We start from the raw sequence: 26,089 nt of genomic DNA on the forward strand, positions 1-26,089 counted from the left end.
AATACAAATTTGCGGCAGTATAACACGACATGTACCGGGATGTGATGCAACGGTTGGAGCAGACGTCGCGTAACGCTATACTGCTTCTCTTTCTTATTTAGTCAACAGTCGACGCCCATATGCCTGTTTTTGCTCTACTCGCGCTTGTCGCCTATTCCGTCAGCCTGGCGCTGATCGTCCCCGGCCTACTGCAAAAGAACAGCAGCTGGCGGCGGATGGCGATACTTTCAGCAACTATTGCGCTGATTTGTCATGCTTTTGCGCTGGAGTCACGCATTTTCCCCGGCGGCGATAGCGGGCAAAATCTCAGCTTGCTCAACGTCGGCTCGCTGGTCAGCCTGATGATCTGTACGGTGATGACCATCGTCGCGTCGCGCAATCGAGGCTGGCTGCTGCTGCCCATCGTCTACGCTTTTGCGCTAATCAATCTGGCCTTCGCCACCTTCGTACCCAACGAGTACATCACGCACCTGGAAACAACCCCGGGCATGCTGGTACATATTGGCCTGTCGCTCTTCTCTTACGCGACGCTGATCATTGCCGCCCTGTATGCCCTGCAGCTGGCCTGGATTGACTACCAGCTGAAAAACAAAAAGCTGGCTTTTAGTCACGAAATGCCGCCGCTGATGAGCATTGAGCGTAAAATGTTTCATATCACCCAGGTCGGCGTGGTGCTGCTGACGCTGACGCTGTGCACCGGGCTGTTCTACATGCACAACCTGTTTAGTACGGAAAATATTGATAAAGCCGTGCTGTCGATCGTGGCGTGGTTCGTTTATATCGTTCTGCTATGGGGACACTACCATGAAGGCTGGCGCGGTCGCCGGGTCGTCTGGTTTAACGTCACCGGCGCAGGCCTACTGACGCTGGCTTATTTTGGCAGCCGCGTCCTTCAGCAGTTTATTAGCTAAATCCAGACTACGAGCAACCACATCGGGCAGCATTACGACAGGTCATCTGAACGCCGGCAGCGCTGAGCAACCGCCGTGTACTCTGAGTACGCGAAGGCTCCAGGCTCTGGCGGCTCGGGCCGGTAATCGCCCGGTGGGACAGGCTTTAAGGAGTCCCTCCTGGAACACATCTCTACCACCACGCTAATCGTGACGTTGATTATCATGGTGATCATCTCAGCCTATTTCTCCGGTTCTGAGACCGGCATGATGACGCTGAACCGCTACCGCCTGCGTCATATGGCGAAACAGGGCAATCGTCAGGCCAGGCGCGTCGAAAAGCTGCTGCGCAAACCCGATCGCTTAATCAGCCTGGTGCTGATCGGCAACAATCTGGTTAATATTCTCGCCTCCGCGCTGGGGACTATCGTGGGTATGCGCCTGTACGGCGATGCCGGGGTGGCGATCGCCACCGGCGTTCTGACCTTCGTGGTGCTGGTATTTGCCGAGGTCCTACCCAAAACTATCGCCGCGCTGTATCCGGAGAAGGTTGCCTACCCGAGCAGCTTCTTACTGGCGCCGCTGCAGGTGCTGATGATGCCGCTGGTGTGGCTGCTGAACACCATCACCCGCCTTCTGATGCGAATGATGGGCATCAAGACCGATATCATTATCAGCGGGGCGCTGAGCAAAGACGAGCTGCGCACCATCGTGAATGAATCGCGCACGCAGATCTCCCGCCGCAATCAGGACATGCTGCTGTCGGTGCTGGACCTCGAGAAGGTCAGCGTGGACGACATTATGGTTCCGCGTAATGAGATTATCGGCATCGATATTAACGATGACTGGAAGTCTATCGTCCGCCAGCTCACCCACTCGCCGCACGGCCGCATTGTGCTCTACCGCGGTTCGCTGGATGACGCCATCAGCATGCTGCGCGTCAGGGAGGCCTACCGCCTGATGACCGAGAAAAAGGAGTTCACCAAAGAGGTGATGCTCCGCGCCGCGGACGAGATTTACTTCGTGCCGGAAGGCACGCCGCTGAGCACGCAGCTGGTGAAGTTTCAGCGCAATAAGAAGAAGGTGGGGCTGGTAGTCGATGAGTATGGCGATATCCAGGGCCTGGTGACCGTTGAAGATATTCTGGAAGAGATTGTCGGCGACTTTACGACCTCGATGTCACCCACCCTGGCAGAGGAAGTGACCCCGCTCAACGACGGCTCGGTGATTATTGACGGCAGCGCCAACGTTCGCGAAATCAATAAGGCGTTTAACTGGCACCTGCCGGAAGACGAAGCCCGAACGATTAACGGCATTATTCTCGAAGCGCTGGAAGAGATCCCCGTTCCCGGCACCCGCGTGCGCATCGAGCAGTACGACATCGATATTCTCGACGTTCAGGACAATATGATTAAGCAGGTGAAGGTGATGCCGGTGAAGCCTATTCGTGAAAGCGCGGCGGAATAATCGGGCATTAACTCAGTGAAGCGGTGAACCTCGGTTCGCCGTTTTTTTGCCGCCAAACCGGCGCCAGCGCAGGGAAATAAAGCATAAAAAAACGGCCACCCGCGGGCGGCCGTTTTACAGCGAATTACTTCGCCTTCGCCACGGTCACCATCGCTGCGCGAATAGTACGACCGTTCAGGGTGTAGCCTTTTTGCATTACGCCCAGCACGTTGCCCGCCGCCACGTCTTCAGACTCAACCATCGCGATGGCCTGGTGGACGTTAGGATCCAGCGGCACGTTGGTCTCGGCAATCACTTCCACGCCGAATTTATGGACAACGTCCAGCATCGACTTCAGCGTCAGCTCAATACCTTCAACCATAGAAGCCATGTCCGGGTTAGCTTTATCGGCCACTTCCAGCGCGCGGTCCAGGCTATCGATCACCGGCAGCAGTTCGTTAACGAACTTCTCCAGAGCGAATTTATGCGCCTTTTCCACGTCAAGCTCGGTGCGACGACGCAGGTTTTCCATTTCCGCTTTTACGCGCAGGACACCTTCGCGTTCACGAGTCTGGGCTTCAACCAGCTGCGCTTCCAGATTCGCAATTTTTTCATCGCGCGGATCCACCTGGTCAGCAGAAACCTCAGGCTCAACCGCCTCAACGTTGTCGTGCTGTTCCGTGATAATTTCTTCCGGGGCTTGCCCGTCAGGCGTTTTCTGTTCTTTACTACTCATGAATTTCTCCGCGTTTTTTTCGCATTCATCTCGCTAACTTCGCTTATTATGGGGATCAGTTTCCGGGTTTCAAGGGAAGCAGTCAGATTGTCATCATTCATTTAACGCAAGGACATCCAGAACATGAAGAACCATTTCAAGTGTATAGGCATTGTGGGGCACCCTCGTCACCCGACCGCGCTGACCACACATGAAATGCTCTGGCGCTGGCTGTGCAGCAAAGGCTATGAAGTTCTGGTTGAACAACAGATCGCCCATGAGCTACAGCTTAGCAACGTCAAAACGGGAACGCTGGCGGAAATTGGCCAGCAGGCGGATCTGGCGGTCGTCGTTGGCGGTGATGGCAACATGCTCGGCGCCGCGCGCACCCTGGCGCGGTACGATATTCAGGTGATCGGCATCAACCGCGGCAATCTTGGTTTCCTGACCGACCTCGACCCGGATAACGCGCTGCAGCAGCTTGCCGACGTGCTTGAAGGCCACTATATCGCCGAAAAACGCTTTCTGCTGGAGGCCCAGGTCTGCCAGCAGGATTGCCAGAAGCGCATTAGCACGGCGATTAATGAAGTGGTTCTGCATCCGGGCAAGGTCGCGCACATGATCGAGTTCGAGGTCTATATCGACGAGGTTTTTGCCTTCTCCCAGCGCTCCGACGGCCTGATTATCTCCACCCCGACGGGCTCCACCGCCTATTCGCTCTCCGCCGGTGGCCCTATTCTGACGCCTTCACTCGATGCCATCACCCTGGTGCCGATGTTCCCGCATACGCTTTCGGCCCGCCCGCTGGTTATTAACGGCGACAGCACCATTCGCCTGCGCTTCTCCCAGCGCTGCAGCGACCTTGAGATCAGCTGCGACAGCCAGATAGCCCTGCCGATTCAGGACGGCGAAGATGTCTTAATCCACCGCTGCGACTACCACCTGAATCTTATTCACCCGAAAGATTACAGCTATTTCAATACATTGAGCACCAAGCTCGGCTGGTCAAAAAAATTATTCTGATTTTATAAGCTGCCTCTTTACTGGATAAAAAACCAGTCTATACTGTACGAAAACACAGTAATGGTTTTTCATACAGGAAGGCAGCTATGTTGGCGCAACTCACCATCAGTAATTTTGCTATCGTTCGTGAACTGGAGATCGATTTCCACAGCGGCATGACCGCCATCACCGGGGAAACCGGTGCGGGGAAATCGATAGCCATCGATGCGCTTGGCCTGTGCCTTGGCGGCAGAGCGGAAGCAGACATGGTGCGAAGAGGCGCCAGCCGCGCGGACCTGTGCGCTCGCTTCGCGCTAAAAGATACGCCCGCAGCGCAGCGCTGGCTGGAAGAGAACCAGCTGGAAAGCGGACGTGAGTGTTTACTTCGCCGCGTCATCAGCACCGACGGCCGCTCGCGCGGCTTCATTAACGGTACCGCCGTTCCTCTCTCCCAGCTTCGCGAGCTCGGCCAGCTGCTTATCCAGATCCACGGCCAGCACGCGCACCAGCTGCTAACCAAGCCAGAACATCAAAAAACGCTGCTCGATGGTTATACCGGTGAGTATGCGCTTACTCAGCTCATGGCCGGGCATTATCGCCAGTGGCACCAGAGCTGCCGCGAGCTGGCGCAGCATCAGCAGCAGAGCCAGGAACGCGCCGCCCGCGCCGACCTGCTGCAGTATCAGCTAAAAGAGCTGAACGAGTTCTGCCCTCAGCAGGGTGAATTCGAACAAATCGACGAAGAATACAGGCGCCTTGCCAACAGCGGCCAGCTGCTGAGCACCTGCCAGCATGCGCTGACGGTGATGGCGGACGGCGAAGAGGCGAACCTGCAGAGCCAGCTCTACGCCGCTAAGCAGCTGGTGGGCGAGCTGGTCGGCATGGACGACAAGCTCTCAAGCGTGCTGGATATGCTGGAGGAAGCCTCAATTCAGCTTAGCGAGGCAACCGACGAGCTGCGCCATTACAACGACCGCCTGGATCTCGACCCGAACCGCCTGTTCGAACTGGAGCAGCGCATCTCGCGGCAGATTTCCCTCGCGCGCAAGCATCAAATTACGCCGGAAGAGCTGCCTGCGTTCTATCAGGCGCTGTTAGAAGAGCAGCGCCTGCTGGATGACAGCGCGGGCTCTCTGGAGTCGCTCAGCCAGACGGTGGTTGAACATCACCAGCTGGCGCTGGAAACGGCCCGCCAGCTGCACGCCGCGCGTCAGCGCAGCGCCGATGAGCTGACCCGACTGATCACTGAAAGTATGCACTCACTTTCCATGCCTCACGGGGTCTTTGCTATCGATATCGCCTTTGATGAGCGCCATCTGACCGCCGAAGGCGCGGATCGCATCGAGTTTCGCGTGACCACCAACCCCGGCCAGCCGCTGCAGCCTATCGCTAAAGTCGCCTCCGGCGGCGAGCTATCCCGTATTGCGCTGGCGATTCAGGTCATTACCGCACGGAAGATGGAAACGCCGGCGCTGATTTTCGATGAGGTTGATGTCGGCATCAGCGGCCCAACGGCCGCCGTGGTCGGCAAGCTGCTGCGCCAGCTGGGAGAATCGACCCAGGTAATGTGCGTCACCCACCTGCCGCAGGTGGCTGGCTGCGGTCACCATCACTTTATCGTCTGCAAAGAGACCGACGGTGAGATGACCGAAACTCACATGCATCCGCTGGATAAACGCGCGCGTCTGCAGGAGCTGGCTCGCCTGCTGGGCGGGAGCGAAGTCACGCGCAACACGCTGGCGAACGCGAAAGAGTTGCTCGCGGCGTAAACTTTTTGATTTCCGTAGAGTCATAGTGAACAGCAAATTGCCGCAAGACCTGCAGTCGAAGGTTTCCAACTGGGCAAAGGTCTATTATTATCGGCATATTACAGATGAGCCACGTACTGCTCGGGCCCGAAAAGGAATAAAATCACTATGCGCTGTAAAACGCTGACTGCTGCCGCAGCGGTTCTTCTTATGTTGACCGCAGGCTGTTCCACTCTGGAACGAGTGGTTTACCGTCCTGACATCAACCAGGGTAACTATCTGGCACCTAACGATGTAGCAAAAATTCGTGTCGGCATGACGCAACAGCAGGTTGCTTATGCTCTGGGTACCCCAATGATGTCGGATCCGTTTGGCACTAACACCTGGTTCTACGTTTTCCGTCAGCAGCCTGGGCATGAAAAAATTACCCAGCAGACCCTCACTCTGACCTTTAACAACAGCGGTGTGTTAACCAACATTGATAACAAACCGGCTCTGACCAAAGACTAATGCGCGGACCGCGGCGGTAGTCATACCGCTCCGGAAACGCAAAAAGCGCTCATTGAGCGCTTTTTTTATGCCAACCGACACTACTTCTCGTCGTTCTTTTTTTCTGCCCGCTGGCGCCGCAGCTCTTTCGGGTCGGCAATCAGCGGCCGGTAAATCTCCACCCGATCGCCATCATGAACCTCATCGTGCAGCTTAGCCGGGCGGCTATAAATTCCCAGCTTGTTTTTCGCAAGGTCGATATCGTCGCGTAGCGCCAGAAGCCCGCTGGCAATAATCGCCTGTTCGACGGTCGCCCCCGCCTCCAGCTTTACGCTTTGCAAATACTGCTTTTCCGGCAAGGCATAGGCGACTTCAACGACGATTTTAGCCGACACGATAAACCTCTTTCGCCCGGGTGGTAAACGCCTGCACCATGTTGAGCGCCAGCTCTTTAAAGATGCGGCCAAACGCCATTTCAATCAGCTTATTGGTGAACTCAAAATCGAGGTGGAATTCGATTTTGCACGCCTCCGGGCTCAGCGGAATAAACCGCCAGCCGCCAATAAGCGATTTAAACGGGCCATCGACCAGGCTCATCAGGATGCTCTGGTTGCTGGTTAGCGTATTTCGCGTTGTGAAAGTCTTGCTGATGCCTGCCTTGGACACATCAACCGCCGCCATCATCTGCGTCGGTCCGGACTCCAGCACGCGGCTACCGGTGCAGCCTGGCAAAAAATCAGGGTAGGACTTCACATCGTTTACGAGTTGATACATCTGCTCCACGCTGAACGGCACCAGCGCGGTACGGCTAATCTGAGGCATAGCAAGTTCCACATTTAAACACGGCGCAAATAATATCATTTATCTGCTGCTAAAAAAAACGCTGTGCCACAACTCGTGCTAAGATAACGCGTTACACCTCGCAGGATGGATTGAGGTAACTATGTATAAGATAAGCGATGACTTCAGGACACTATGACTAAGAAAAAAGCACACAAACCTGGATCAGCCACCATTGCGCTGAATAAACGCGCCCGTCATGAATACTTTATCGAAGATGAATACGAGGCGGGTCTTGCCCTGCAAGGGTGGGAAGTCAAATCTCTGCGCGCCGGCAAAGCCAACATCGGCGATAGCTACGTGATCCTGAAGGACGGCGAAGCCTATCTGTTTGGTGCCAACTTTACGCCAATGGCCGTGGCTTCGACCCACTACGTCTGTGACCCGACGCGCACCCGTAAGCTGCTGCTGAATCAGCGCGAGCTCGATGCGCTGTACGGTCGTATTAACCGGGAAGGTTATACCGTCGTTGCCCTGTCGCTGTACTGGAAAAACGCCTGGTGCAAAGTCAAAATCGGCGTAGCGAAAGGTAAGAAACAACACGACAAGCGTACCGATTTGAAAGACCGTGAATGGGCGGTCGATAAAGCGCGCATTATGAAACACGCCGGACGCTAATCTCCTCCTCTAAGGGCCAGCTAAGCTGGCCCTTGTGCTATATCGTTGTTGATGCTGCTTTTTCACCCAACCAGGCGCCATAAACCACCGAACGGGGGCTGGTAAGCCTGTTCATAAATCTGTTATACTTGTTCTAACACATTGGGGCTGATTCTGGATTCGACGGGATTCGCGAAACCCAAGGTGCATGCCGAGGGGCGGTTGGCCTCGTAAAAAGCCGCAAAAAAATAGTCGCAAACGACGAAAACTACGCTTTAGCAGCTTAATAACCTGCTCTGAGCCCTCTCTCCCTAGCTTCCGCTCTTAAGACGGGGATCAAAGAGAGGTCAAACCCAAAAGAGATCGCGTGAATACCCTGCCTGGGGTTGAAGCGTTAAAACTAATCAGGCTAGTCTGGTAGTGGCGTGTCTGTCCGCAGGTGCCAGGCGAATGTAAAGACTGACTAAGCATGTAGTGCCGAGGATGTAGGAATTTCGGACGCGGGTTCAACTCCCGCCAGCTCCACCAAAATTCTTGGTTGAAGGTCACCAGAGCCTGATACGAAGTCCTGAAAGCCCGCATGGCGCAAGCCCTGCGGGCTTTTTTGTGTCTATTGGAATCTACTGAGAATTGCCAGGGCCTACTTGCTATGGTGTAAGCATCCCGCTTAACTGAACCATTCACTTTTAGAGATCTTCCGACATATTGATTATGTCCTCTGAGGATATCATCATGCGTAAAGCCCGATTCACCTAACACCAGCTCATTACCGTTCTGAAGTACGTCGAGTCGGTATTTCTGAAGCCAGCTATTACAACTGGAAAGTAAAGTTTGACGGGATAGAATCCTCTGATATCAAAAAGATTAAAGACTGAGAGCTGAAAATTTAGAACAGAAGTTCTTGAAACTGCTCTTGCCCATTCGAAGAATGATGAAATAATTGCAGCCTACAATCGTGCTGAGTATCTGGCAGAACGAGTAGTTCTCATGCAATGCAGGAGTGGACATGTTAAGCGAAGCTATCGCGGCATAATGACGGTTAAAACTACTTGCTCCTTTATTCCCGCCTACGATACCACCCGTTGTATGTATAACCTTTAATTACTGGAGCAAGATACATGAGTTCTAAGGAAAAATCGACCATATTAATGAACTGACCAAGATATCAGATATAGATAAATTAATTTAGACCTTGTTTTTTTGTGGTTTACAAAGCTTCTTCTTATAAATAGCTGGGTCTACAGCTATCCTACAGATCCTAACTTCGTATCCGAAATTTGAAATACTCTTATTGAAATTCTTTAAATTTATTTTAGAAAATAATGGCAAGTCCTCTGGGATTTTTTTGTTTGTAGCTATGGCGAAAACCACTTTATACTTTTTGGCCTCAGGTCTAATGCTATGATCTGCTAATTTTATATGAGCTGGTAATTTTTCATTAAGCTTTCCCCTAAACTCAGAATCGCTTATGAAAAGTTCGGAACCCACAAATGCCTGTGAAAAAAGATGACTCATACTCTGCGAACCACTGTAATATTTTACATGGATAAAATCTGAGCCACCTCTAATTAAATCGCAAAACTCGACCTTACTTCTACCTCCACCATGATAAATAAAATTTTGATCCATATGTGTAAACCTTTTATCAGCAATGCAAATTTTTTCGTTATATTCCTCTTCTCTTTTGTATGAATAGATTGGGAATTTATCAGTTTCTTCATAATGAAGAATCCGTTTCATTTCATCATCAATGGTTGAGACAAATTTTCGGTCAGCCACATACCAAATAGAGTCTCTCAGGATATAGTTTTGATCACTTTCCTTTATCTCGGCATAAATACATCTGTACAGAGACCATTTTTTTATTGACTCAAAATCTGCATTCAACACATGCAAAGTGCTGCCCTTAAGACCATCCACTGATACTTCTATTTTTTTACTATCAAAATATTCACAAATATGATTAACTGACAAACTTTCATAAATCATGCTTCTTTGTCGCTTCTCAAAACAATAGCCTATCTGATTCTCCCAATCTACAATTTCTGGCTCACCCAACCACACATCATTAAAATCTTTCGCTTTTATTAAATCAATCAGAATAGAATCCAGTATTTCAACTTCTATTTCATCAGCTTCCTTTATATTATTAACCCATTCAAACTCTTCTGGTAGAGGCTGAGAGTAAATAGAATTAATTTTATTTAACAAATCTGGAATAGACTTCAAGTCAATATCCGGCATGATTACAAATGCATCTTTACCCGTAATTTTATTGCCTAAAACATCTTCAGTGGACGTCCCTGTAAGAGTTGTAAGAATATCCATCTCGGAATCTATTTTAAGGTTGTAAATATCTACTTCTTTACTGCTCTGACTACGAGTTAATAGATTTGTTTCATTATGGCTACCTTTATCCAAACTACGAATTTTGTTATGCTCGATACAATTAAGTGTCGTTTTAAGCCCAAAACCTTTGACAATACTATTGTCGTTAATTAAGTGATGCCCTGTACCAAAAGGAATAAGGTACCTTGAGTTATTCACCTCAACAACTAAGACGGCTCCAGTGCTACTATTTTTCCCGAAGAAATCATGATCTAAATCTGGCTTTTGGCTTGTAAATAAAGTTGTCCACTCAGGAGGCTTGGGGTCTAAGAACTGTTTTGCATATAAATATACTTTTGCCTCTGCCATGTCGAACTCAATCGAATTTTTAACTCTCTCCAAATTCAAAACTTTATCAATGTCATCATTGAATCTTTTTGCTTTATATATCGAGAGTTTAATCTTCATTTCAATACATCCTAAAATCTTTAGCGGGCTAGAATATTTAATGAGTTCAATAATTGAGTGTCGAGTGTTTCAGTTGTAGGAGTTGGTAGCCCGTTCGCAATACGGTAATTTTTTATAGACTGCCTTGTGGAAGGCCCCATTATACCGTCGATATTACCGTTGTAATATCCCTTGTCCAGCAACGCGAATTGAACCCGCATGATTAAGCGCTTACGCTTCTCAGCATCAGAAGTCAGCCCATTACTTGCACGAGTAGTTCCATTAGTTCCAGCAGAGTTTGTGGTCGTAGAGGTATTAGTGTCATTGGAGCGAAGCGAACGGACAGATGAAGAAGACGATGATGAACTTGTCCCTGAACTGGAAGAACCAGAGGAGCTTGATGAGCTGTATGTTTTAGGATAATAAGGGGTGCTTCCACCATAGTACCCACCACCTGATGAGGATCTGTGAGAGCTATGGCTCCGATGGGAACTATGACTCCGATGCCCTGCAATGTAGAAAGGTACTTCCGTGTTAAGCGGAGCTATCACTAAATCATGTTCATTAAGAGTCATTCCGGATAAATCACTTGCTCCAGTAGATGAATCACTTGCCCATACAGAATTATTGAGTGCCAAAAATCCCGGAAGTAAGGCAGCAAAATTAAATTTTTTCATAAAATTGGTCTCGGTGGTTGATGAAAACGGCCTTTTGATGAACTGAAATAACCAGCACAGGAAGACTTCTGGGTGCATTCATCACATTCTTTGGGATAGTAATTTTTCCAGTCAGAGATCGACTGGGCAGCAAGCTCCCTGGCTCTTTCAGGAAGATGACACAAAGGATAATTGAAAATAATTAGAGGTATGCCTGACCTTTGTGCTGTGTCTATAGCAGAGGTAATTTTCTCACTATAGCTGCCGTGCTCAATGAAGATTGTTGACCAGTTTTTTCGTGCCCATCCGATAGATTCCAACCCCATAAGGGAAATCTGATTGATGTTGGAGAACACACGGCCAACGAACTCTACGATATCATCCAATTCTGTATAGTTAGCCAGTGTCGGAATAACTCTAAGTTCGATATTAATCCCTGAGTTTCCTGCATTGATCAACCCCTTAACCGTTTCATTAAATGCGCCATCACTGCCTACCAGATGATCATGCACAAATGGTCTTGAAGAGTAGAGTGGGATACCAAAGGTAATTTTGATATTTTTGCTTCTCTTTGCCATTTCCTGAGTAAAGTTCATATCAGCAAATTTGCGTCCGTTTGTTAAAACATGCAAAGCAGTATCTGGTGAGTTCTCGATGATAAAATCAATGAAATCTAGGAAATCATCTCCATACAGCAGAGGCTCACCACCGCTGACCCCAACAACTCCATTCAACCCAAATGAAGCTATAGCAAGAGCTGATTGGGTAAGCAGCCAGTCATCATTTGCTCTCTTTGGGGGCTGGGAACAAAAGAGGCACATGTTATTGCAGCGTTCCGTAACTAAGACAGTATTGTGATTAGCTCTGCGGGACAGAATTACGCGAATCATATTACCATTATTGATTATCCCAATATCACCATCTTCAATTGACTCAAATAATTTACTGTTAATAATAGAGTAATCAAAGTATGGCAGAATGGCGTCATCTTTGCTTTCAGAAACTACCAGCAAATTGGGCAAAAAGAATAAAGGGTTAACTGGTTTTTGTTTGCATAACCGGTAAAAACCCATGGGCACGTTCTTTTTAGAAGTAAAATGAAAAATATCGTTCCTGATAACCTCAGACATAAGCCCATCCTTTTAGCATCTCAGCCTTCGGACCACCTTCTGAGATGCAGTTCATCAGATATCTGAACATCCCCTTATGATACTGACAAAACGTTGAACGGCTCCTATCACCAATAGGTTCACCTTGCACACTAATGTTCTGACACGGATCTGAGCCACAAAATGGTTGATATGCGCATGTATCACAACCTGGTAGGGCAAAATTGAACGATGAGCTCAATACCGCGTTATAGTAAGGACTCTTGGCAAATGATAGGGATTTGACTTCCCCCGCGCTAAATTCTGTTTCAGGATTTACCTTCTGCAACATACGGCTTTCATCGCTGCCATATACTCGGCCGTCATAATTGAAAAGAATACTGTTTAGTACAACCCCACCTGGAGACTTTAGATCGGCATAGCCACTAAAACCGGGATTGAAGATTCGTTTCAAGTGAATGGAGGCTGAATGTTCCACAACCCTTATCCCTTCATTATTCTTCCTAAGGATTTCATCTATCAACAAAGCATAGAAACCGAAGTATTCATCCATAGAAAAGGTGAACGATGCTTTTTGTGCAAATCCATAGGGACTAACAGGTCGGATAAACATATCCGTGAGGCCAAGAGACAAATGAGCCTGAACAATAGATTCCGGGTGCCTGATTAAATCTTTAGTAACTGTAGTAACCGTTGCAACACGATCAGATCCTAAACAGCGCTTGATAGCCTCTACCCCTGACACTGTTCTACTGTAGGCAAATCCGTGACCAAGAATTCGATTACTGTTGTGAACAACTTCTTCACCATCGAGCGAAACAGAGAATGTAATGTTCCTGTCTCTCGACCATTCAAGCATATCCTCATTCAAAACAGACAGGCTTGATGCAATTACCATCTCAAAGTCGGTACTTCCCAGCGTTTCAGTACATCTCCTGTATATGGCCTGAATTAAATCGAAGCGCAACAGTGGTTCTCCCCCTTGTATTTCTATCTTGTAAGGTGGGGAAGAGAGCCTTTTGATTGTTGAGATAATGTCAGGAATCAAATCGAGGTTGAGATCAAAACCTGATGCGTTCACCGAGGCCCGACTGACCTGGCAATATTTGCAGGTATGATCGCAGCGTAACGTAGGCACAATCATAAAAATTGGCCTGACTGCTAGCTCATTCATCAATCGTTTAGCAAAAGCCGAGCTAAGCGCATAAGGAGCAATAGTAGGAGTATTATCATCGATTATGAAGAGCTTGCTTTCGAGCATTTTTGCTTGCTCTTCACTGACGTGTTCATCTGCAAGATTAACCAGGTCTTGCTCATCCATAAAATGATGAAAGCCAGCGAGATTGCTGATAAAAATCTGTCCGTTAGATAACCTGTCAAAATTGAAAGGCATCAGTTTCATTGTGAAAGCCTCTCATCAATGCTGAGAAGCACCCTCTGGACAATTGTGTCCCTCAGATTCCCAGTTTTATGCTGTAGCGTCTCTCGCAAGATAAAATCATTTAACAGCCTTTCAAACTCATACTCACATTCTGGGCTATCTGTTTCGAATGAGATCGTCCAGGATGATATGCCCTCTTTGAGTTTCCACTGAGTAAGTGGAGTCATCCAATAGAGGCTATTGCGGATAACCCATTCAGAATATTGCTCTTTTTGAAGCATCTTTTCCCACATTGCCATTACCTTTCAAAAGTAATAATCACAACCAGAAATTGCCCATAAAGCAGATTTTTCTTATAGAAATAAGCATACGACATTACCACCCAGTATGTTACAAGATGTTAGCAATAGATTAGCGATTCAGAAAGTGATGATTCACACCAGTACATGCGGGGTTATGTTTTCCTGAGTTATCGCAGTTTTTTTAAACCGATGAGCTATAGAAAAACGCACATAGCCTTTAAATGTGAACCTCCGTCCCCGCCCACTCGCAGGTCCTTTAAGCAAACGCTTTATCGCCAATAGCTACCCGCGGCAGCGTCACATCCCCCTTCCCGAGCAAACCCAACGCCCCTCGCCAGCCCCCTTCAGCCATCCCCCCCACCCGCTAAAGGCCCACCGTGAAAATGGACTTTACGTGCCCTCCCCGATGGGGATTCCTTCTAAAAAGTCGCCTTATTTGTTATATTGTGCTTATTGATCACTCACCTCTGCGGTGCCAAAAAGAATAATATTCACCGCGACCCAGGAAGATGAAATGCTAGATTACCGCTTCCCGACAGCTTTGCAGATGGTTCTCAGCGTAGCGATGGCGGAGCAGTTGGGTGAACGTTCGACCAGCGCGATCCTCGCCTATGGCCTGGAAGCCAATCCGAGCTTTATCCGTAAACTGATGGTCCCCCTCACCCGCGACGGCATTATCGTCTCGACGCTGGGGCGCAACGGATCCATCCACCTCGGCCGCCCGGCTGATAAAATTACCCTGCGCGATATCTACGTCTCCGTTATTGAAGACAAAAAGCTGTGGGCTTCGCGTCCTGACGTCCCGGCCCGCTGCGTGGTCAGCGCCAACGCCTGCTGGTACTTCAAGTCCATCGCCGACGAAGCCGAGCAGGCATCGCTGAACGTGCTGGCCCGCCATACCGTGGCGAGCGCGCTGGAAAAGGTCAAAAAAGGCGATATCAGCGGCTGCCTGCCGCTGTTCGAAGCAGACGATATCGCCAAAAAAGCGCACTAAATCCGCCGCTCCGGCCCCCTTAAATAGTAAAAAACCGCCTTCACTGAAGGCGGTTTTTTTATGCTCCAAAGGCTGCTCACAGCGTCAGGAGGGCTGAACTTCCTCTGCCGGCTTGCCGCGCGCCACGAACTTGCGCAGCGTGACGTAGAACACCGGCGTCAGGAACAGACCGAACAGCGTCACCCCTAACATCCCGGAGAACACCGTGATCCCGGTGACGCCGCGAACCTCCGCCCCCGCGCCGTGGCCCAGAATCAGCGGAATGGTCCCGGCGATAAAGGCAATCGAGGTCATCACAATCGGGCGCAGACGCAGGCGGCAGGCCTCCAGCGCGGCCTCGACGATCCCTTTCCCCTGCATCTCCAGCTCGCGGGCGAACTCGACGATCAGGATGGCGTTCTTACAGGCCAGCCCCATCAGCACCACCAGCCCCACCTGCACGAACACGTTATTATCCCCGCCGGTTAGCCAGACGCCGAACAGCGCCGAGAGCAGGGTCATCGGGACGATCAGGATCACCGCCAGCGGCAGCGTCCAGCTCTCATACAGCGCCGCCAGCACCAGGAACGCCAGCAGCACCGCGACCGGGAAGACGATCATAGCCGTATTGCCCTGAGTGGCCTGCTGGTAGCTGAGATCCGTCCATTCAATATTCATCCCGTTCGGCAGCACCTGCTTAGACATCCCGGCCAGCGTCGTCATCGCCTGCGCGGACGACAGCACGCGGGGATCCGCATCGCCGATCAGGTCCGCCGCCGGGTAGCCGTTGTAGCGGATCACCGGGTCAGGCCCGTAGGTGGTGGTGATATTCACCATGCTGCCAATCGGCACCATCTCGCCCTGGCTGTTGCGGGTGCGCAGATTACCAATATCCTCCACGCTGTCGCGGAACGGCCCGTCGGCCTGGGCCATCACGCGCCAGGTGCGGCCAAACTGGTTGAAATCGTTCACGTAGGACGATCCCAGATAGGTCTGTAGCGTCCCGAACAGGTCGGTCAGCGACACGCCCTGGGCCTTGGCCTTATCGCGATCTACCTGCACGTCCAGCTGCGGAACGTTGGCCTGATAGGTGGAGATCGGGAAGTGCATTCCCGGCGTCTGCATAATCGCACCCGACATGGTGTTAACCGCGGTTTGCAGCGCGCCGTAGCCCAGCCCGGCCCGGTCCTGAATATAGAGCGAGTAGCCGGAACCCTGGCCCAGCCCCAGAATCGGCGGCGGCAGGATCGAGAAGCCGAATCCCTGCTGCAGCTGCGCGATCTTAGCGTTAATCTCGGCGTTAATTTCCGCCGCGGTGTGCGTACGCTGATCGAACGGCTTCAGGCCGAAGAAGACCGTCCCGGTGTTCGGCGTATTGGTAAACTGCAGCGCGTTGAGCCCCGGGAACGCCACCGCATAATCCACGCCTTCGGTGTTCATGCCGATTTCGCTCATTTTGCGGATCATCGCATCGGTTCGCGCCAGCGAAGCGCCTTCCGGCATCTTCACGCCGCCAATCAGGTACAGCTTATCCTGGGTCGGAATAAATCCGCCGGGCACGGCTTTAAACATCACGCCGGCGGCGCAAAGCAGCAGGAGATAAACCACGAACACCGAGCCGCGGCGGCCAAGGGTTTTCGCCACCAGCCCCTGATAGCCGTTAGAGCTGCGGTTGAAGAAGCGGTTAAACGGTCGGAACAGCCAGCCGAACAGCCGGTCGATAAGCCGGGTCGGCATATCCTTCGGCGCGCCGTGCGGCTTGAGCAGCAGCGCCGCCAGCGCTGGGGAGAGCGTCAGCGAGTTAATCGCCGAGATCACCGTCGAAATCGCGATGGTCACCGCAAACTGCTTGTAGAACTGCCCGGTCACGCCGGAAAGGAAGGCCATCGGCACGAATACCGCGCACAGCACCAGGGCGATCGCGATAATCGGCCCGGAAACCTCGCGCATCGCCTGGTGCGCCGCCTGCAGCGGTGCCAGCCCCTCTTCAATATTACGCTCGACGTTCTCCACCACCACGATGGCGTCATCCACCACGATCCCGATGGCGAGCACCAGCCCGAACAGGCTCAGGGTATTCAGCGAGAAGCCAAGCAGATAGAGAATGCTGAAGGTCCCCACCACCGACACCGGCACGGCAATCAGCGGGATGATCGACGCGCGCCAGGTTTGCAGGAACAGAATCACCACCAGCACCACCAGCACCACCGCTTCCAGCAGGGTTTGCACCACCGCGCGGATGGAGTCGCGCACGAATACCGTTGGGTCGTACGGCGCCGCCCACTTCATATCCTCCGGGAAGCGCGTCGACAGCTCGCTCATCTTCGCGCGCACGGCGTTAGAGAGGTCGATGGCGTTCGCCCCCGGCGACTGGAAGATACCAATCCCGACCGCGTCTTTATTATTCAGCTGCGAGCGCAGCGCGTAGCTGCCGGAGCCCATCTCAACGCGCGCCACGTCGTGCAGGCGCACCACCGAGCCGTCCTGAGCCGTTTTGAGGATGATATTGCCGAACTCCTCCTCGGTATGCAGGCGCCCCTGGGCGTTAATCGAGATCAGGAAATCGCTCTCTTTCGGCAGCGGCTCGGCGCCGAGCTGGCCAGCGGAAACCTGCACGTTTTGCTCCTGCATCGCCGCAACGACGTCAGAGGCGGTCAGGCCGCGCGCCGCCACCTTATTAGGGTCCAGCCAGACGCGCATCGCGTACTCGCCGGAGCCAAAAATCTGAATCTGGCCGACGCCCGGCAGGCGCGCCAGCTCATCTTTGACCTTCAGCGTGGCGTAGTTGCGCATATACAGCGAATCGTACTTGCCATTCGGCGAGAACAGATGCACCACCAGGGTAAGCGTGGGGGACTGCTTCTGGGTGGTGATCCCGAGGCGGCGAACGTCCTCAGGCAGGCGGGCTTCGGCCTGCGATACCCGGTTTTGCACCTGAACCTGCGCCTGGTCGGGATCGGTACCCGGGCGGAAGGTCACGGTGGTCACCAGCACGCCGTCGGAGCCGGCCACGGATTTCATGTACATCATGTTTTCAACGCCGTTGATCGCTTCCTCCAGCGGCGTCGCCACGGTTTCCGCGATAACCTTCGGGTTGGCGCCCGGATACTCCGCGCGCACCTGCACGCTCGGCGGCACGACGTCAGGATATTCGCTGACCGGCAGCAGCGGAATCGCGATCAGCCCGGTGACGAAAATCAAAATCGACAGCACCGCGGCAAAAATCGGCCTGTCGATAAAAAAGCGGGAAAAGTCCATACGACGGATTCTCTGGTAAGGGATCAGTTAAGGGCGGTGCTGGCGGTCATGGCCACGGTTTTCGCGTTAACCGGCATGCCCGGCATAAACACTTTTTGTAAGCCGTCTACGATGACTTTATCGCCGGGGTTGAGCCCCTGCTGCACGATGCGCAGGCCCGCCGCCAGGCGGCCAGGCGTGATATCACGACGCTGCGCTTTACCATCTTTATCAACGATATAAACGTATTTTCGATCCTGATCGGTTAATACCGCCTTGTCGTCAATCAGCATGGCGCTGAACTCGGCGCTGCCCGGCAGGCGCACGCGGGCGAAGAGTCCCGGCGTAAACAGGCGCTGGGCGTTGTCCAGCACCGCGCGCATGCGGATCGTGCCGGTACTCGGCGTGAGCTGATTGTCGAGGAAATCCACTTTGCCCTGGTGGGGATAGCCCTCCTCTCCGACCAGGCCAATTTCTACCGGCAGGGCCAGATGGCTGCTGGACGCCCCCTGCCCGCTGCGGGCAAGGTTTTGATAGTGAAGATAGGTTGATTCATCCACGTCAAAGTAGACGTACACCGTCTTCTGCGACACCAGGGTGGTGAGCACGCTGGCGCTGTCGCCCGCGGTAACGAGGTTGCCGCTGGTGATCAGCGCGCGGCTGGCGCGGCCGTCGATAGGCGCGGTCACTTTGGTAAAATCAAGGTTCAGCTGCGCCGCGTCAACCGCCGCCTGCGCCGCCCGCATATCGGCCTGCGCCTGGACGGCGGCCGAGCGCCGCTGCTCCCACTCTTCGCGGGAGACCACGTTGGTGTTCACCAGCTTGTCGGTACGGCCGGCTTCGCTGCGCGCCAGGCTGGCCTGGGTTTTGCTGCGCGAGAGCTCCGCCTGCGCCTGCTCGAGCGCGGCGCGGTAGGTTCTGTCGTCGATGGTGAACAGCACCTCGCCCTTTTTCACTTCCTGGCCGTCGGTGTAGTTCACTTTATCGATATAGCCGGAGACGCGCGGGCGCAGCTGGACGCTCTCTACCGCTTCGATGCGGCCGTTGAAACTGTCCCACTGGCTGACGGGCTTAACCACGACGTCGGCGGCGCTGACGGCAGGCGCCTGCGGCGCGGCATTTTGCGCAATGCCGTTATCGCATCCGGCAAGCAGCGCCGCGAGCAGCGCCGTCCCCAACAAACGCCGATGAAAGTTAACCCAAGGTTTTTGCAGGCTCATTATTTTTATTCCGCTGGTTGTTGTTGCCGCCGAACAAGACGCCGCGGGGGACGCAGCGCCACTTCCTTTGTTCGGGCTGGCTGAAGGCCATTTGTGTCGCTCATCGCCACAAAATATGTATCAATTACGAGTACACTATCGCGGCGATTGTAGGGAGGCGCTAAATTAAGTGCAAGAATAATTGTTGCACTTTATGTGCTATTCGCCGGAGTGAAGTATGACCATTTGTTAAGGCCCGTTGTTTTTTCTGGCTTTACCGCAACCGCTCGGCGCCGTCAGGGCCGCTTCGCTGCGCCAGCCCGCCCGAAATCCGCCATCGGCGACGGCCGACGGCATGAGATGAAACCCTAAGAGCCCCACCGCGTATGCCCTGCAGCCATTTTGTACCTGCATTCCTGCGGGACAATTTCCCTGATTCCAGTTAACCTTGTGACCCATTGCAAAAACATCGCACTTACCGAGCAATGTCATGATTTTGACCAGGAGGGAACACGATGACTGTCCCGTATTATCAGTACGAAAAGCGTCTGAAATAAGGTATAAAGCCGCATGAAAATCCCAAACAGAATCCAACCTCTGGTCGATGACGGCCTGATAGACGAAGTGCTTCAGCGGCTGAAAAGCGGTAAAGAAGCCGACGTTTACACTGTTTTATGCGGTGATAAGATCCAGTGCGCCAAAGTCTACAAAGAGGCGGCACAGCGCAGCTTTAAGCAGGCCGTGCAGTATCAGGAAGGGCGTAAGGTCCGCAACTCGCGCAATAACCGCGCGATGCAAAAAGGCTCAAAGTTCGGCCGCAAGCAGCAGGAGGAAACCTGGCAAATGGCCGAGGTCGACGCCCTGTTCCGCCTGGCTAACGCCGGGGTTCGCGTACCTCAGCCCTATATCTGCATTGACGGCGTATTATTGATGGAGCTTATCACTGACGCCGAGGGCGCGGTGGCCCCGCGCCTGAGCGATGTCGCCCTGACGGAAGAGGAAGCCGTTGCCGACTTCGCGACCATGATCCGCAATATCGTGCGCATGCTGTGCGCCGGTCTTGTTCACGGTGATTTGTCGGAGTTCAACGTCCTGCTCGATGCGCAAGGACCGGTGATTATCGACCTGCCGCAGGCGGTAGATGCCGCGGCAAACAACCACGCGCAGTCCATGTTCGAACGCGACGTGAATAACATCACCGCCTACTACGGCCAGTTCGCCCCGCAGCTCCTGAAGACGCGCTATGCGAAAGAGATCTGGATGCTGTACGAAGACGGAAAATTAACGCCGGAAACGCCGCTAACCGGCCTCTTTGTTGAAGAGGTCCACGCGGTCGATATGGACTCGCTGATGGATGAAATCATCGCCGCGGAAGATGAGTTCTACGACCGCCAGCGCGCCGCCAAAGAACGCGACGACGAATAGTTGTAGGCCTTTGCGCTGCCGCACGGCAGCCCAGGCTAAGGGGCAGACAGGCGCTTAGCCGCGCATCTCCTCGCAGACGGGCCCGGCAACAGGGTCCGTCTGGCCCTACAACGCCGGCGGCAATCCACCCGCCGCAAAATCCCTGACAACACCGCAGATTAAATACCGCCCCTAGGATACGCCTTCCCTTTCCGCTCTCTGCATACTTTTGAACAGCATAGTAACGCCTGAATGCTGCTTATATCGCCGAACCGCGCCGCCAACGCGCCTGCCTTGCCCATGATTGCGAAACATTATCCTCATTAGAATCAATAGCAATACGCGCATAAGCGTCGTTTAAAGCAAAGTGCGATCGGCGTCAAGGTTATGACATTACGCCTGTTCTATGTTTGTTCATATGTTCAGATACATTTAAAATGTTCGCAGCCAATAAAGCGCTTCCTGCACCTGGCGTAACCGCTTAGCCCACACCTTAACCCCCCGCTCTTTGAGGAGGCAGTGATATGACAGCAACGACCGAATTGTATCCTTCGGCGCACATCGCCGAACTTTTCTTCCCGCTGGCCGGCGATGAAAACGCCGTTTTACAGGTCATCCACAAAATCGCCGACATCGGCTATTACCGGGGATTTGAAACCGGCATTATCCATCGCCCGGAGATAGCGGCGAACATTCGCCATCTCGCCGAACGGCAGCGCCTGAACGTCACCCAGTGGCTGACCTTCGAACTGCTCAAGGATCATCTCAACCTCAGCAGCCTCGACCCGGAGCTGCGGGAGAAATCCATCCGTCGCGCCTGCGAGCTGGTGCACCTGGCGGCCGAATGCGGCACCAGCAAGCTGTCGCTGGTGAGCGGCGGCGATCCCGGCGACGCGCGCCGGGAAGAGGCTAAAAAGGGGTTTGGCGAAGCGCTGGTACGCATTGGCGAAGTCGTTGGCCAGTATGACAACATGCTTTTACAGGTGGAGCCGCTCGACCGCTTTGCGCATAAATGCCAGCTGATTGGCCCAACGGACGAGACCGTGGAGTGGATGAAAGCGCTGCGCCCTGACTGTCCGAAGCTCTATCTCGCCTGGGATAGCGCCCACGTCTCGCTGAATCAGGAAGATCTGGCGGAATCGCTGACGCTCGCCGCGCCGCTGATTTCGCAGCTGCATCTGGCAAACGCCATCCTCGACCCGCAGGCCGAGGGCTACGGTGATTATCATATGAAGTTCGGCGAACCGGGGTTCCTCACCACCGCGTCAGCGGCGCACATCATCCGCACCGCAATGAGCCTTGCGCTGCCGAAGGAGCTCGGCCCTATCTCCCTTGCCGTCGAAATGCGCACCACCGAGCAGGACGACCTGTGGGATAACGAACGCCAGTGCCGCGAGTTTCTGCAGAGCGCCTGGCGCGAGGCGCAGCGCTGATAGCGACGCCTGAATAGCAATACCTGAATAGCAAAGGGGCCATAAAGGCCCCTTTTTATTAACCCCATTGCGCCCGCAGGCATTAGGCTGACGTCACGCCAATCGGACCGGCGTCAGCAGCGGCTTGCCGGCATAAAACGCCGTAATATTATCGATAACCAGCTGCGCCATCGCCGCACGGGTTGCGCGGGTGGCGCTGCCGATATGCGGCGTCACCACCACGTCATCACGGTTCAACAGCGCCTGCGGAACCTGGGGCTCATTGGCGAAAACGTCCAGACCCGCACCGCCGATGGTACCGAGGGTGAGAGCCTCCGCCAGCGCCTCCTCATCCACCACGCTGCCGCGGGCAATGTTGATTAAAATCCCCTGCGGCCCAAGGGCGGCGAGCACGTCGTGATTAATCAGCTTCTGGCTCTCCTTCCCCGCGCTGGCGCATACCATCAGCACATCGCTATTTTTCGCCAGCTCCAGCAAATCGGGATAGTAGGCCACCTCGCTGCTTTCCACGGGATTGCGATCGAAGCAGGCAATGCGCATCGCAAAGCCCTGCGCCCTTTTAGCGACCGCCCGGCCAATGCGGCCGAAGCCCACGATGCCCAGCCGCCCGCCGCTGACTTTGGTTGACTGCGGGTAGGTGCCGGATTGCCAGCCGCCGCGCTCAATAAACTTCTGCGCGCCGGTAATGCGCCTTGATACGTTCAGCATCAGAGCGATCCCAAGGTCGGCAACGTCATCGGTCAAAATATCCGGCGTATTGGTCACCTGGACGCCTTTTTGCGCAGCGGCGCGAATATCCACGCCGTCATAGCCGACGCCAAATACGGCGATTAGTTTTAATTGTGGCAATTGATTAATCAGCGCAGCTTCAACCTTCGACTCCCCGCTGGCTAATATGACCTGGACTTCCCCGGCAATGGCATGCAATTGTTCAGCGGACAATTTACTGTATTCATACAACGTGTGGGCGAGCGCTAACTCATCCGCTAACACCTGCGGTACTTTATCCACTCGTAATATAACTGACATATCAGCATCCTGTATTTAATAGTGATTCGGCCACATAATCCTGCGGCTATTTATTTCTGGTACGAGAGCTGGCCGTTTTTCAGCGGTAATTTATTGAAGTTAATGCACAGCGTTCCAACGGTGTAGAACCCGGCGCAGACGGCGAAATAGACCAGCACGCTTTCAAAGCTCCCGGTGGCCTGTAAAATAACGCCCACCAGAATCGGCACCAGAATCCCGGCGCAGCTGTTAGCCATATTCATCAGCCCGCCAACCAGACCTACGCGGTCTTTCGGCGCCAGAATGGCCGGGAAGCTCCAGTAGAGGCTGCCGAACATCATGAAGAAGGCGGCGACGGAGAGCAGGCCAACGGCGAGGTCCGGATCGGTCACCGTCGACAGCGCGTACAGCACGCTCAGCCCGACGATACCGGAGATAGAGAGCAGACTTTTCAGCGAGACGTTATGGCTGACGCCTTTTTTCACCAGGAAGTCGACGAAGAAGCCGCTAAACAGGCATCCCAGCGTCCCCATGATAAAGATGATAAACGTCGAGTTACCGATAGAGGCCAGCTGCAGACCCTGCGCCTGCGCCAGATAGCTCGGTCCCCAGGTCAGCAGTCCCCAGTACACCATGCCCCATGAGGCGCGGCCAATCATGATCGCCGCCATCGTAAACCAGCTGATCCCCAGCCCCTTAGTCGGCGCGGTATTCTCCTCACCGGTCGCGCTGCTGACGTTGCCGGCGGCAATATACGCCACCTCCTGCGGGTCTACTTTCGGGTGTTCAGACGGGCGGTCGCGCAGAATTCGCCATGCCACAAAGCCTAGCAGCATGGTGAAGAGGCCGACCACCACGAAGGTGACGCGCCATGAGTCCAGCAGCACGATTAAATGGGCTACGATAATCCCGCCGATCGCCACGCCAAGCGGGCTGCCGGAGTCCATGATAACCGCCCCGCGGCCCCTTTCAGATTGCGTCAGCCAGGTTGAGCTCAGCTTCGCGCCGCTGGGTGAAACCGGCGCTTCCATGACCCCTAAACCGATACGGGAAAGGATCAGGCTAATTCCGCCGCTCGCCAGGCCGATAATGGCCTGGAAGAACCCCCAGCCAAACAGCGCGCCGGTGATCACTTTACGCGGGCCGTAGCGGTCGAGCAGCCAGCCTCCCGGCACCTGCAGCAGAGCATAGGACCAGAAGAAGCTGCTAAGAATCAAACCCTGAGTGGTCGGTGAAAGATCGAACTCTTCTTTTATATACGGCATCCCGATCGATAAGGTAATACGATCCATCAGGTTAACGGCTAATAAGAAGAACATCGTGGCAAAGATAACCCAGCGGTAGTTAGTGGGTTTCTTTGTATTTGGTAATGGAGTGAGTGTAGAGTCAGACATAATTAACCTTCGATGTTAAAAGTCGTTAAAAAAATAAAACGAAATTAATCTATGAGCGTTAAGTACCCGGTGAACATTAGTTACTCTTTTTTCTTAAGATGAACAAAAGAGCGATTGATGAACTTATGTTACAGACATAACAACATATACGTCAGAAACCGTGTGCGACCTTAATCACAGAACATGGAAATGTGCTTATAATCATTTTTATAATCCCGGATAAAAATACCGGCCATGACGTTAAGTTCATTCTCATCGATAAATAAGAATAAACTGTGGAGTTAAAAATAAAATAAATTGCGCCAGCGGCTTATACCCCTTACCTGGAATTTCAGCGGCGGCGCATTTTTATTTCTCAGGCGCCGACAGGGTAGCCCAACCATTTTTCCAGCATCTGCCGGGACTGGATCAGCACCTCGAGGCTATACGCCGGATCGATAGGTGAATCCCCTCGCAGCGGATAGCTGTCGCGCTGGCGATGCATGCGCAGCGGAATCTCCAGGCTACAGGGAATCGCCCGCGCCTCCAGCTCTTTCAGCATTGGCACATAGTTCAGCTGGCCGTAGCCCATCGGCGTGAAGTGCACCTCCCCGTCGCGGACCTGCAGATCCTTCAGGTGGCAGTGCTGAGCCCCCGGCAGCATGGCAATCGCCGCCGCAACCGGATCGACGTCCGGGCACAGCGAAACAATATTGCCGGCATCAACGTTGAAGGCCACCGCCGGACTATCGATAGCCTCCAGCAGCGCAAAACCGTCGTCGGCCAGGCGGAAGACGTCATAATTCGGATCGCCGCCGTTTTCCAGACAGATCGTGCAGCCGTGCTCGGTGGCAACCGCCGCCAGCTCGCGCAGGTTATCGATAATACGCGCGCGATCGGCGCTTCTGCCGACGCAGACGTTGATCCATTTTGCGCCAATCATGCTGGCAAAGCGGATACGCTGGCTGAACTGCTCCACGGCATCCGCGGCGCCCATATTCATCGTCGCCCCCAGCGAATGCGTACCCAGCTGGTGTTTTTCCAGCAGCTCGCGAATATGCGCCGCGTTTTCCGCGCCAAAGAGCTCGGGCGGCATATCGCCAACGTAGCCCTGGTTATAGGCCAGCTCAACGTAATGAAACCCGGCTTTTTTAATGGTGCTAAAGGCGACGTCGGTATCAAGGCCGTCGAACATCGCGGTATTTACGCCAATCACAAGTTTACTCATGACGATCCCTTCCTTTATGTTGCAGAGCTGCCAGCGTTGTTGTTGCCAGAATAGCCGATAAGCCAGCCCCGCGTTTATCAAACACCCCGGTGATAGCAGACCCGAACCTACGCCAGCAGCGCTTTCGCCTTAGCGACCACGTTCTCAACGGTGAAGCCAAACTCTTCGAACAGCAGCTCAGCCGGCGCGGACTCGCCGAAGCTGGTCATGCCGACGATGGCGCCGTTCAGCCCCACGTATTTGAACCAGTAGTCGGCGATACCCGCTTCCACCGCCACGCGAGC

At 53.3% G+C, this 26,089-nt stretch carries 23 protein-coding genes, 1 other RNA gene and 2 pseudogenes; 12 read left to right on the top strand and 14 right to left on the bottom strand.

Going from position 1 to position 26,089, the window contains the following annotated elements; all coding sequences use genetic code 11:
- Window positions 1-119 precede the first annotated feature (119 nt).
- Window positions 120-911, top strand: a complete 792-nt coding sequence (locus EDF75_RS26670) for a cytochrome C assembly family protein (protein WP_133601454.1) — start codon at window positions 120-122, stop codon at window positions 909-911.
- Window positions 912-1,070: 159 nt separating this feature from the next.
- Window positions 1,071-2,357, top strand: coding sequence for an HlyC/CorC family transporter (locus tag EDF75_RS26675; RefSeq protein ID WP_133601455.1), 1,287 nt, complete (start codon window positions 1,071-1,073; stop codon window positions 2,355-2,357).
- A gap of 124 nt (window positions 2,358-2,481) precedes the next feature.
- On the opposite strand, the gene grpE is transcribed toward EDF75_RS26675, so the two are convergent.
- A complete protein-coding gene (grpE, locus tag EDF75_RS26680; protein WP_076948147.1) occupies window positions 2,482-3,072 on the bottom strand; it encodes a nucleotide exchange factor GrpE in 591 nt (196 codons plus the stop codon).
- A 123-nt stretch (window positions 3,073-3,195) separates the two neighbouring features.
- On the opposite strand from grpE, the gene nadK reads away from it, so the two are divergent.
- The 3 genes from nadK (at window position 3,196) to bamE (ending at window position 6,311) form a co-directional block, all read left to right on the top strand.
- Window positions 3,196-4,074 (top strand): NAD(+) kinase, encoded by an 879-nt coding sequence (gene nadK / locus EDF75_RS26690; RefSeq protein ID WP_041146796.1) that lies wholly within the window; start codon window positions 3,196-3,198, stop codon window positions 4,072-4,074.
- Between the two features lie 86 nt (window positions 4,075-4,160).
- Window positions 4,161-5,822, top strand: coding sequence for a DNA repair protein RecN (gene recN, locus EDF75_RS26695; RefSeq protein WP_133601456.1), 1,662 nt, complete (start codon window positions 4,161-4,163; stop codon window positions 5,820-5,822).
- Between the two features lie 147 nt (window positions 5,823-5,969).
- Window positions 5,970-6,311: an outer membrane protein assembly factor BamE gene (gene bamE / locus EDF75_RS26700; protein WP_133601457.1), complete on the top strand. Its 342-nt coding sequence runs from the start codon at window positions 5,970-5,972 to the stop codon at window positions 6,309-6,311.
- 80 nt (window positions 6,312-6,391) lie between these two features.
- Here bamE and EDF75_RS26705 read toward each other — a convergent pair whose 3' ends face one another.
- Both EDF75_RS26705 and EDF75_RS26710 read right to left on the bottom strand, forming a co-directional pair.
- Complete coding sequence (locus EDF75_RS26705; protein WP_133601458.1) at window positions 6,392-6,685, bottom strand: RnfH family protein; 294 nt, start codon at window positions 6,683-6,685, stop codon at window positions 6,392-6,394.
- Window positions 6,675-7,112: a type II toxin-antitoxin system RatA family toxin gene (locus EDF75_RS26710; protein WP_041146800.1), complete on the bottom strand. Its 438-nt coding sequence runs from the start codon at window positions 7,110-7,112 to the stop codon at window positions 6,675-6,677. Before EDF75_RS26710 ends, EDF75_RS26705 begins: the two co-directional genes overlap by 11 nt.
- Before the next feature lie 153 nt (window positions 7,113-7,265).
- Between EDF75_RS26710 and smpB the strand changes: the two genes are divergently transcribed.
- The 4 genes and pseudogenes from smpB to EDF75_RS27450 all read left to right on the top strand — a co-directional run.
- A complete protein-coding gene (gene smpB, locus EDF75_RS26715) occupies window positions 7,266-7,748 on the top strand; it encodes an SsrA-binding protein SmpB (protein ID WP_045855711.1) in 483 nt (160 codons plus the stop codon).
- A gap of 143 nt (window positions 7,749-7,891) precedes the next feature.
- Window positions 7,892-8,255: a transfer-messenger RNA gene (gene ssrA / locus EDF75_RS26720) on the top strand.
- A gap of 237 nt (window positions 8,256-8,492) precedes the next feature.
- A pseudogene (locus EDF75_RS27520) lies at window positions 8,493-8,599 on the top strand (transposase); the annotation flags it as partial.
- 10 nt (window positions 8,600-8,609) lie between these two features.
- Window positions 8,610-8,738: pseudogene (locus tag EDF75_RS27450) on the top strand (integrase); the annotation flags it as partial.
- 174 nt (window positions 8,739-8,912) lie between these two features.
- Here EDF75_RS27450 and EDF75_RS26735 read toward each other — a convergent pair.
- Genes EDF75_RS26735 through hxsD form a run of 5 tightly spaced genes read right to left on the bottom strand, consistent with a single transcriptional unit; the run spans window position 8,913 to window position 13,947 of the window.
- Window positions 8,913-10,523, bottom strand: coding sequence for a TIGR04141 family sporadically distributed protein (locus EDF75_RS26735; protein ID WP_133601459.1), 1,611 nt, complete (start codon window positions 10,521-10,523; stop codon window positions 8,913-8,915).
- 20 nt (window positions 10,524-10,543) lie between these two features.
- A complete protein-coding gene (hxsA, locus tag EDF75_RS26740; protein WP_133601460.1) occupies window positions 10,544-11,179 on the bottom strand; it encodes a His-Xaa-Ser repeat protein HxsA in 636 nt (211 codons plus the stop codon).
- Complete coding sequence (gene hxsC / locus EDF75_RS26745; protein ID WP_133601461.1) at window positions 11,176-12,288, bottom strand: His-Xaa-Ser system radical SAM maturase HxsC; 1,113 nt, start codon at window positions 12,286-12,288, stop codon at window positions 11,176-11,178. The genes hxsA and hxsC overlap by 4 nt, the downstream gene beginning before the upstream one ends.
- Complete coding sequence (gene hxsB / locus EDF75_RS26750) at window positions 12,281-13,669, bottom strand: His-Xaa-Ser system radical SAM maturase HxsB (RefSeq protein ID WP_133601462.1); 1,389 nt, start codon at window positions 13,667-13,669, stop codon at window positions 12,281-12,283. The genes hxsC and hxsB overlap by 8 nt, the downstream gene beginning before the upstream one ends.
- Window positions 13,666-13,947 carry a His-Xaa-Ser system protein HxsD gene (hxsD, locus tag EDF75_RS26755; RefSeq protein WP_463671444.1) on the bottom strand — a complete coding sequence of 94 codons (282 nt, stop codon included), beginning with the start codon at window positions 13,945-13,947 and terminating at the stop codon, window positions 13,666-13,668. The genes hxsB and hxsD overlap by 4 nt, the downstream gene beginning before the upstream one ends.
- A gap of 517 nt (window positions 13,948-14,464) precedes the next feature.
- On the opposite strand from hxsD, the gene EDF75_RS26760 reads away from it, so the two are divergent.
- Window positions 14,465-14,944: an RrF2 family transcriptional regulator gene (locus tag EDF75_RS26760; RefSeq protein ID WP_133601464.1), complete on the top strand. Its 480-nt coding sequence runs from the start codon at window positions 14,465-14,467 to the stop codon at window positions 14,942-14,944.
- A gap of 84 nt (window positions 14,945-15,028) precedes the next feature.
- Here the strand turns inward: EDF75_RS26760 and oqxB are convergent, their stop codons facing one another.
- Window positions 15,029-18,181 (bottom strand): multidrug efflux RND transporter permease subunit OqxB, encoded by a 3,153-nt coding sequence (gene oqxB / locus EDF75_RS26765; protein WP_133601465.1) that lies wholly within the window; start codon window positions 18,179-18,181, stop codon window positions 15,029-15,031.
- Between the two features lie 23 nt (window positions 18,182-18,204).
- Entirely contained in the window at window positions 18,205-19,380 is a 1,176-nt protein-coding gene (locus EDF75_RS26770) for an efflux RND transporter periplasmic adaptor subunit (protein ID WP_132514696.1), read from the bottom strand.
- Window positions 19,381-19,929: 549 nt separating this feature from the next.
- On the opposite strand from EDF75_RS26770, the gene EDF75_RS26775 reads away from it, so the two are divergent.
- A complete protein-coding gene (locus EDF75_RS26775; RefSeq protein WP_045857838.1) occupies window positions 19,930-20,784 on the top strand; it encodes a PA4780 family RIO1-like protein kinase in 855 nt (284 codons plus the stop codon).
- A 503-nt stretch (window positions 20,785-21,287) separates the two neighbouring features.
- Entirely contained in the window at window positions 21,288-22,196 is a 909-nt protein-coding gene (locus tag EDF75_RS26780; RefSeq protein ID WP_133601466.1) for a sugar phosphate isomerase/epimerase family protein, read from the top strand.
- Between the two features lie 93 nt (window positions 22,197-22,289).
- On the opposite strand, the gene EDF75_RS26785 is transcribed toward EDF75_RS26780, so the two are convergent.
- The 4 genes from EDF75_RS26785 to EDF75_RS27455 all read right to left on the bottom strand — a co-directional run.
- On the bottom strand, window positions 22,290-23,225 hold the full coding sequence (locus tag EDF75_RS26785; protein ID WP_133601467.1) for a 2-hydroxyacid dehydrogenase: 936 nt from the start codon (window positions 23,223-23,225) through the stop codon (window positions 22,290-22,292).
- 50 nt (window positions 23,226-23,275) lie between these two features.
- Window positions 23,276-24,598 carry an MFS transporter gene (locus tag EDF75_RS26790; RefSeq protein WP_045857833.1) on the bottom strand — a complete coding sequence of 441 codons (1,323 nt, stop codon included), beginning with the start codon at window positions 24,596-24,598 and terminating at the stop codon, window positions 23,276-23,278.
- 355 nt (window positions 24,599-24,953) lie between these two features.
- The gene (locus tag EDF75_RS26795; RefSeq protein WP_133601468.1) at window positions 24,954-25,805 is read right to left on the bottom strand and encodes a sugar phosphate isomerase/epimerase family protein; all 852 of its coding nucleotides are present in this window, start codon (window positions 25,803-25,805) and stop codon (window positions 24,954-24,956) included.
- 107 nt (window positions 25,806-25,912) lie between these two features.
- Window positions 25,913-26,089: transketolase-like TK C-terminal-containing protein (locus EDF75_RS27455; protein ID WP_243733558.1), on the bottom strand; the 177-nt coding region annotated here is incomplete at its 5' end.

Source organism: Klebsiella sp. BIGb0149 (assembly GCF_004362605.1).
Lineage (GTDB): Bacteria > Pseudomonadota > Gammaproteobacteria > Enterobacterales > Enterobacteriaceae > Klebsiella > Klebsiella terrigena.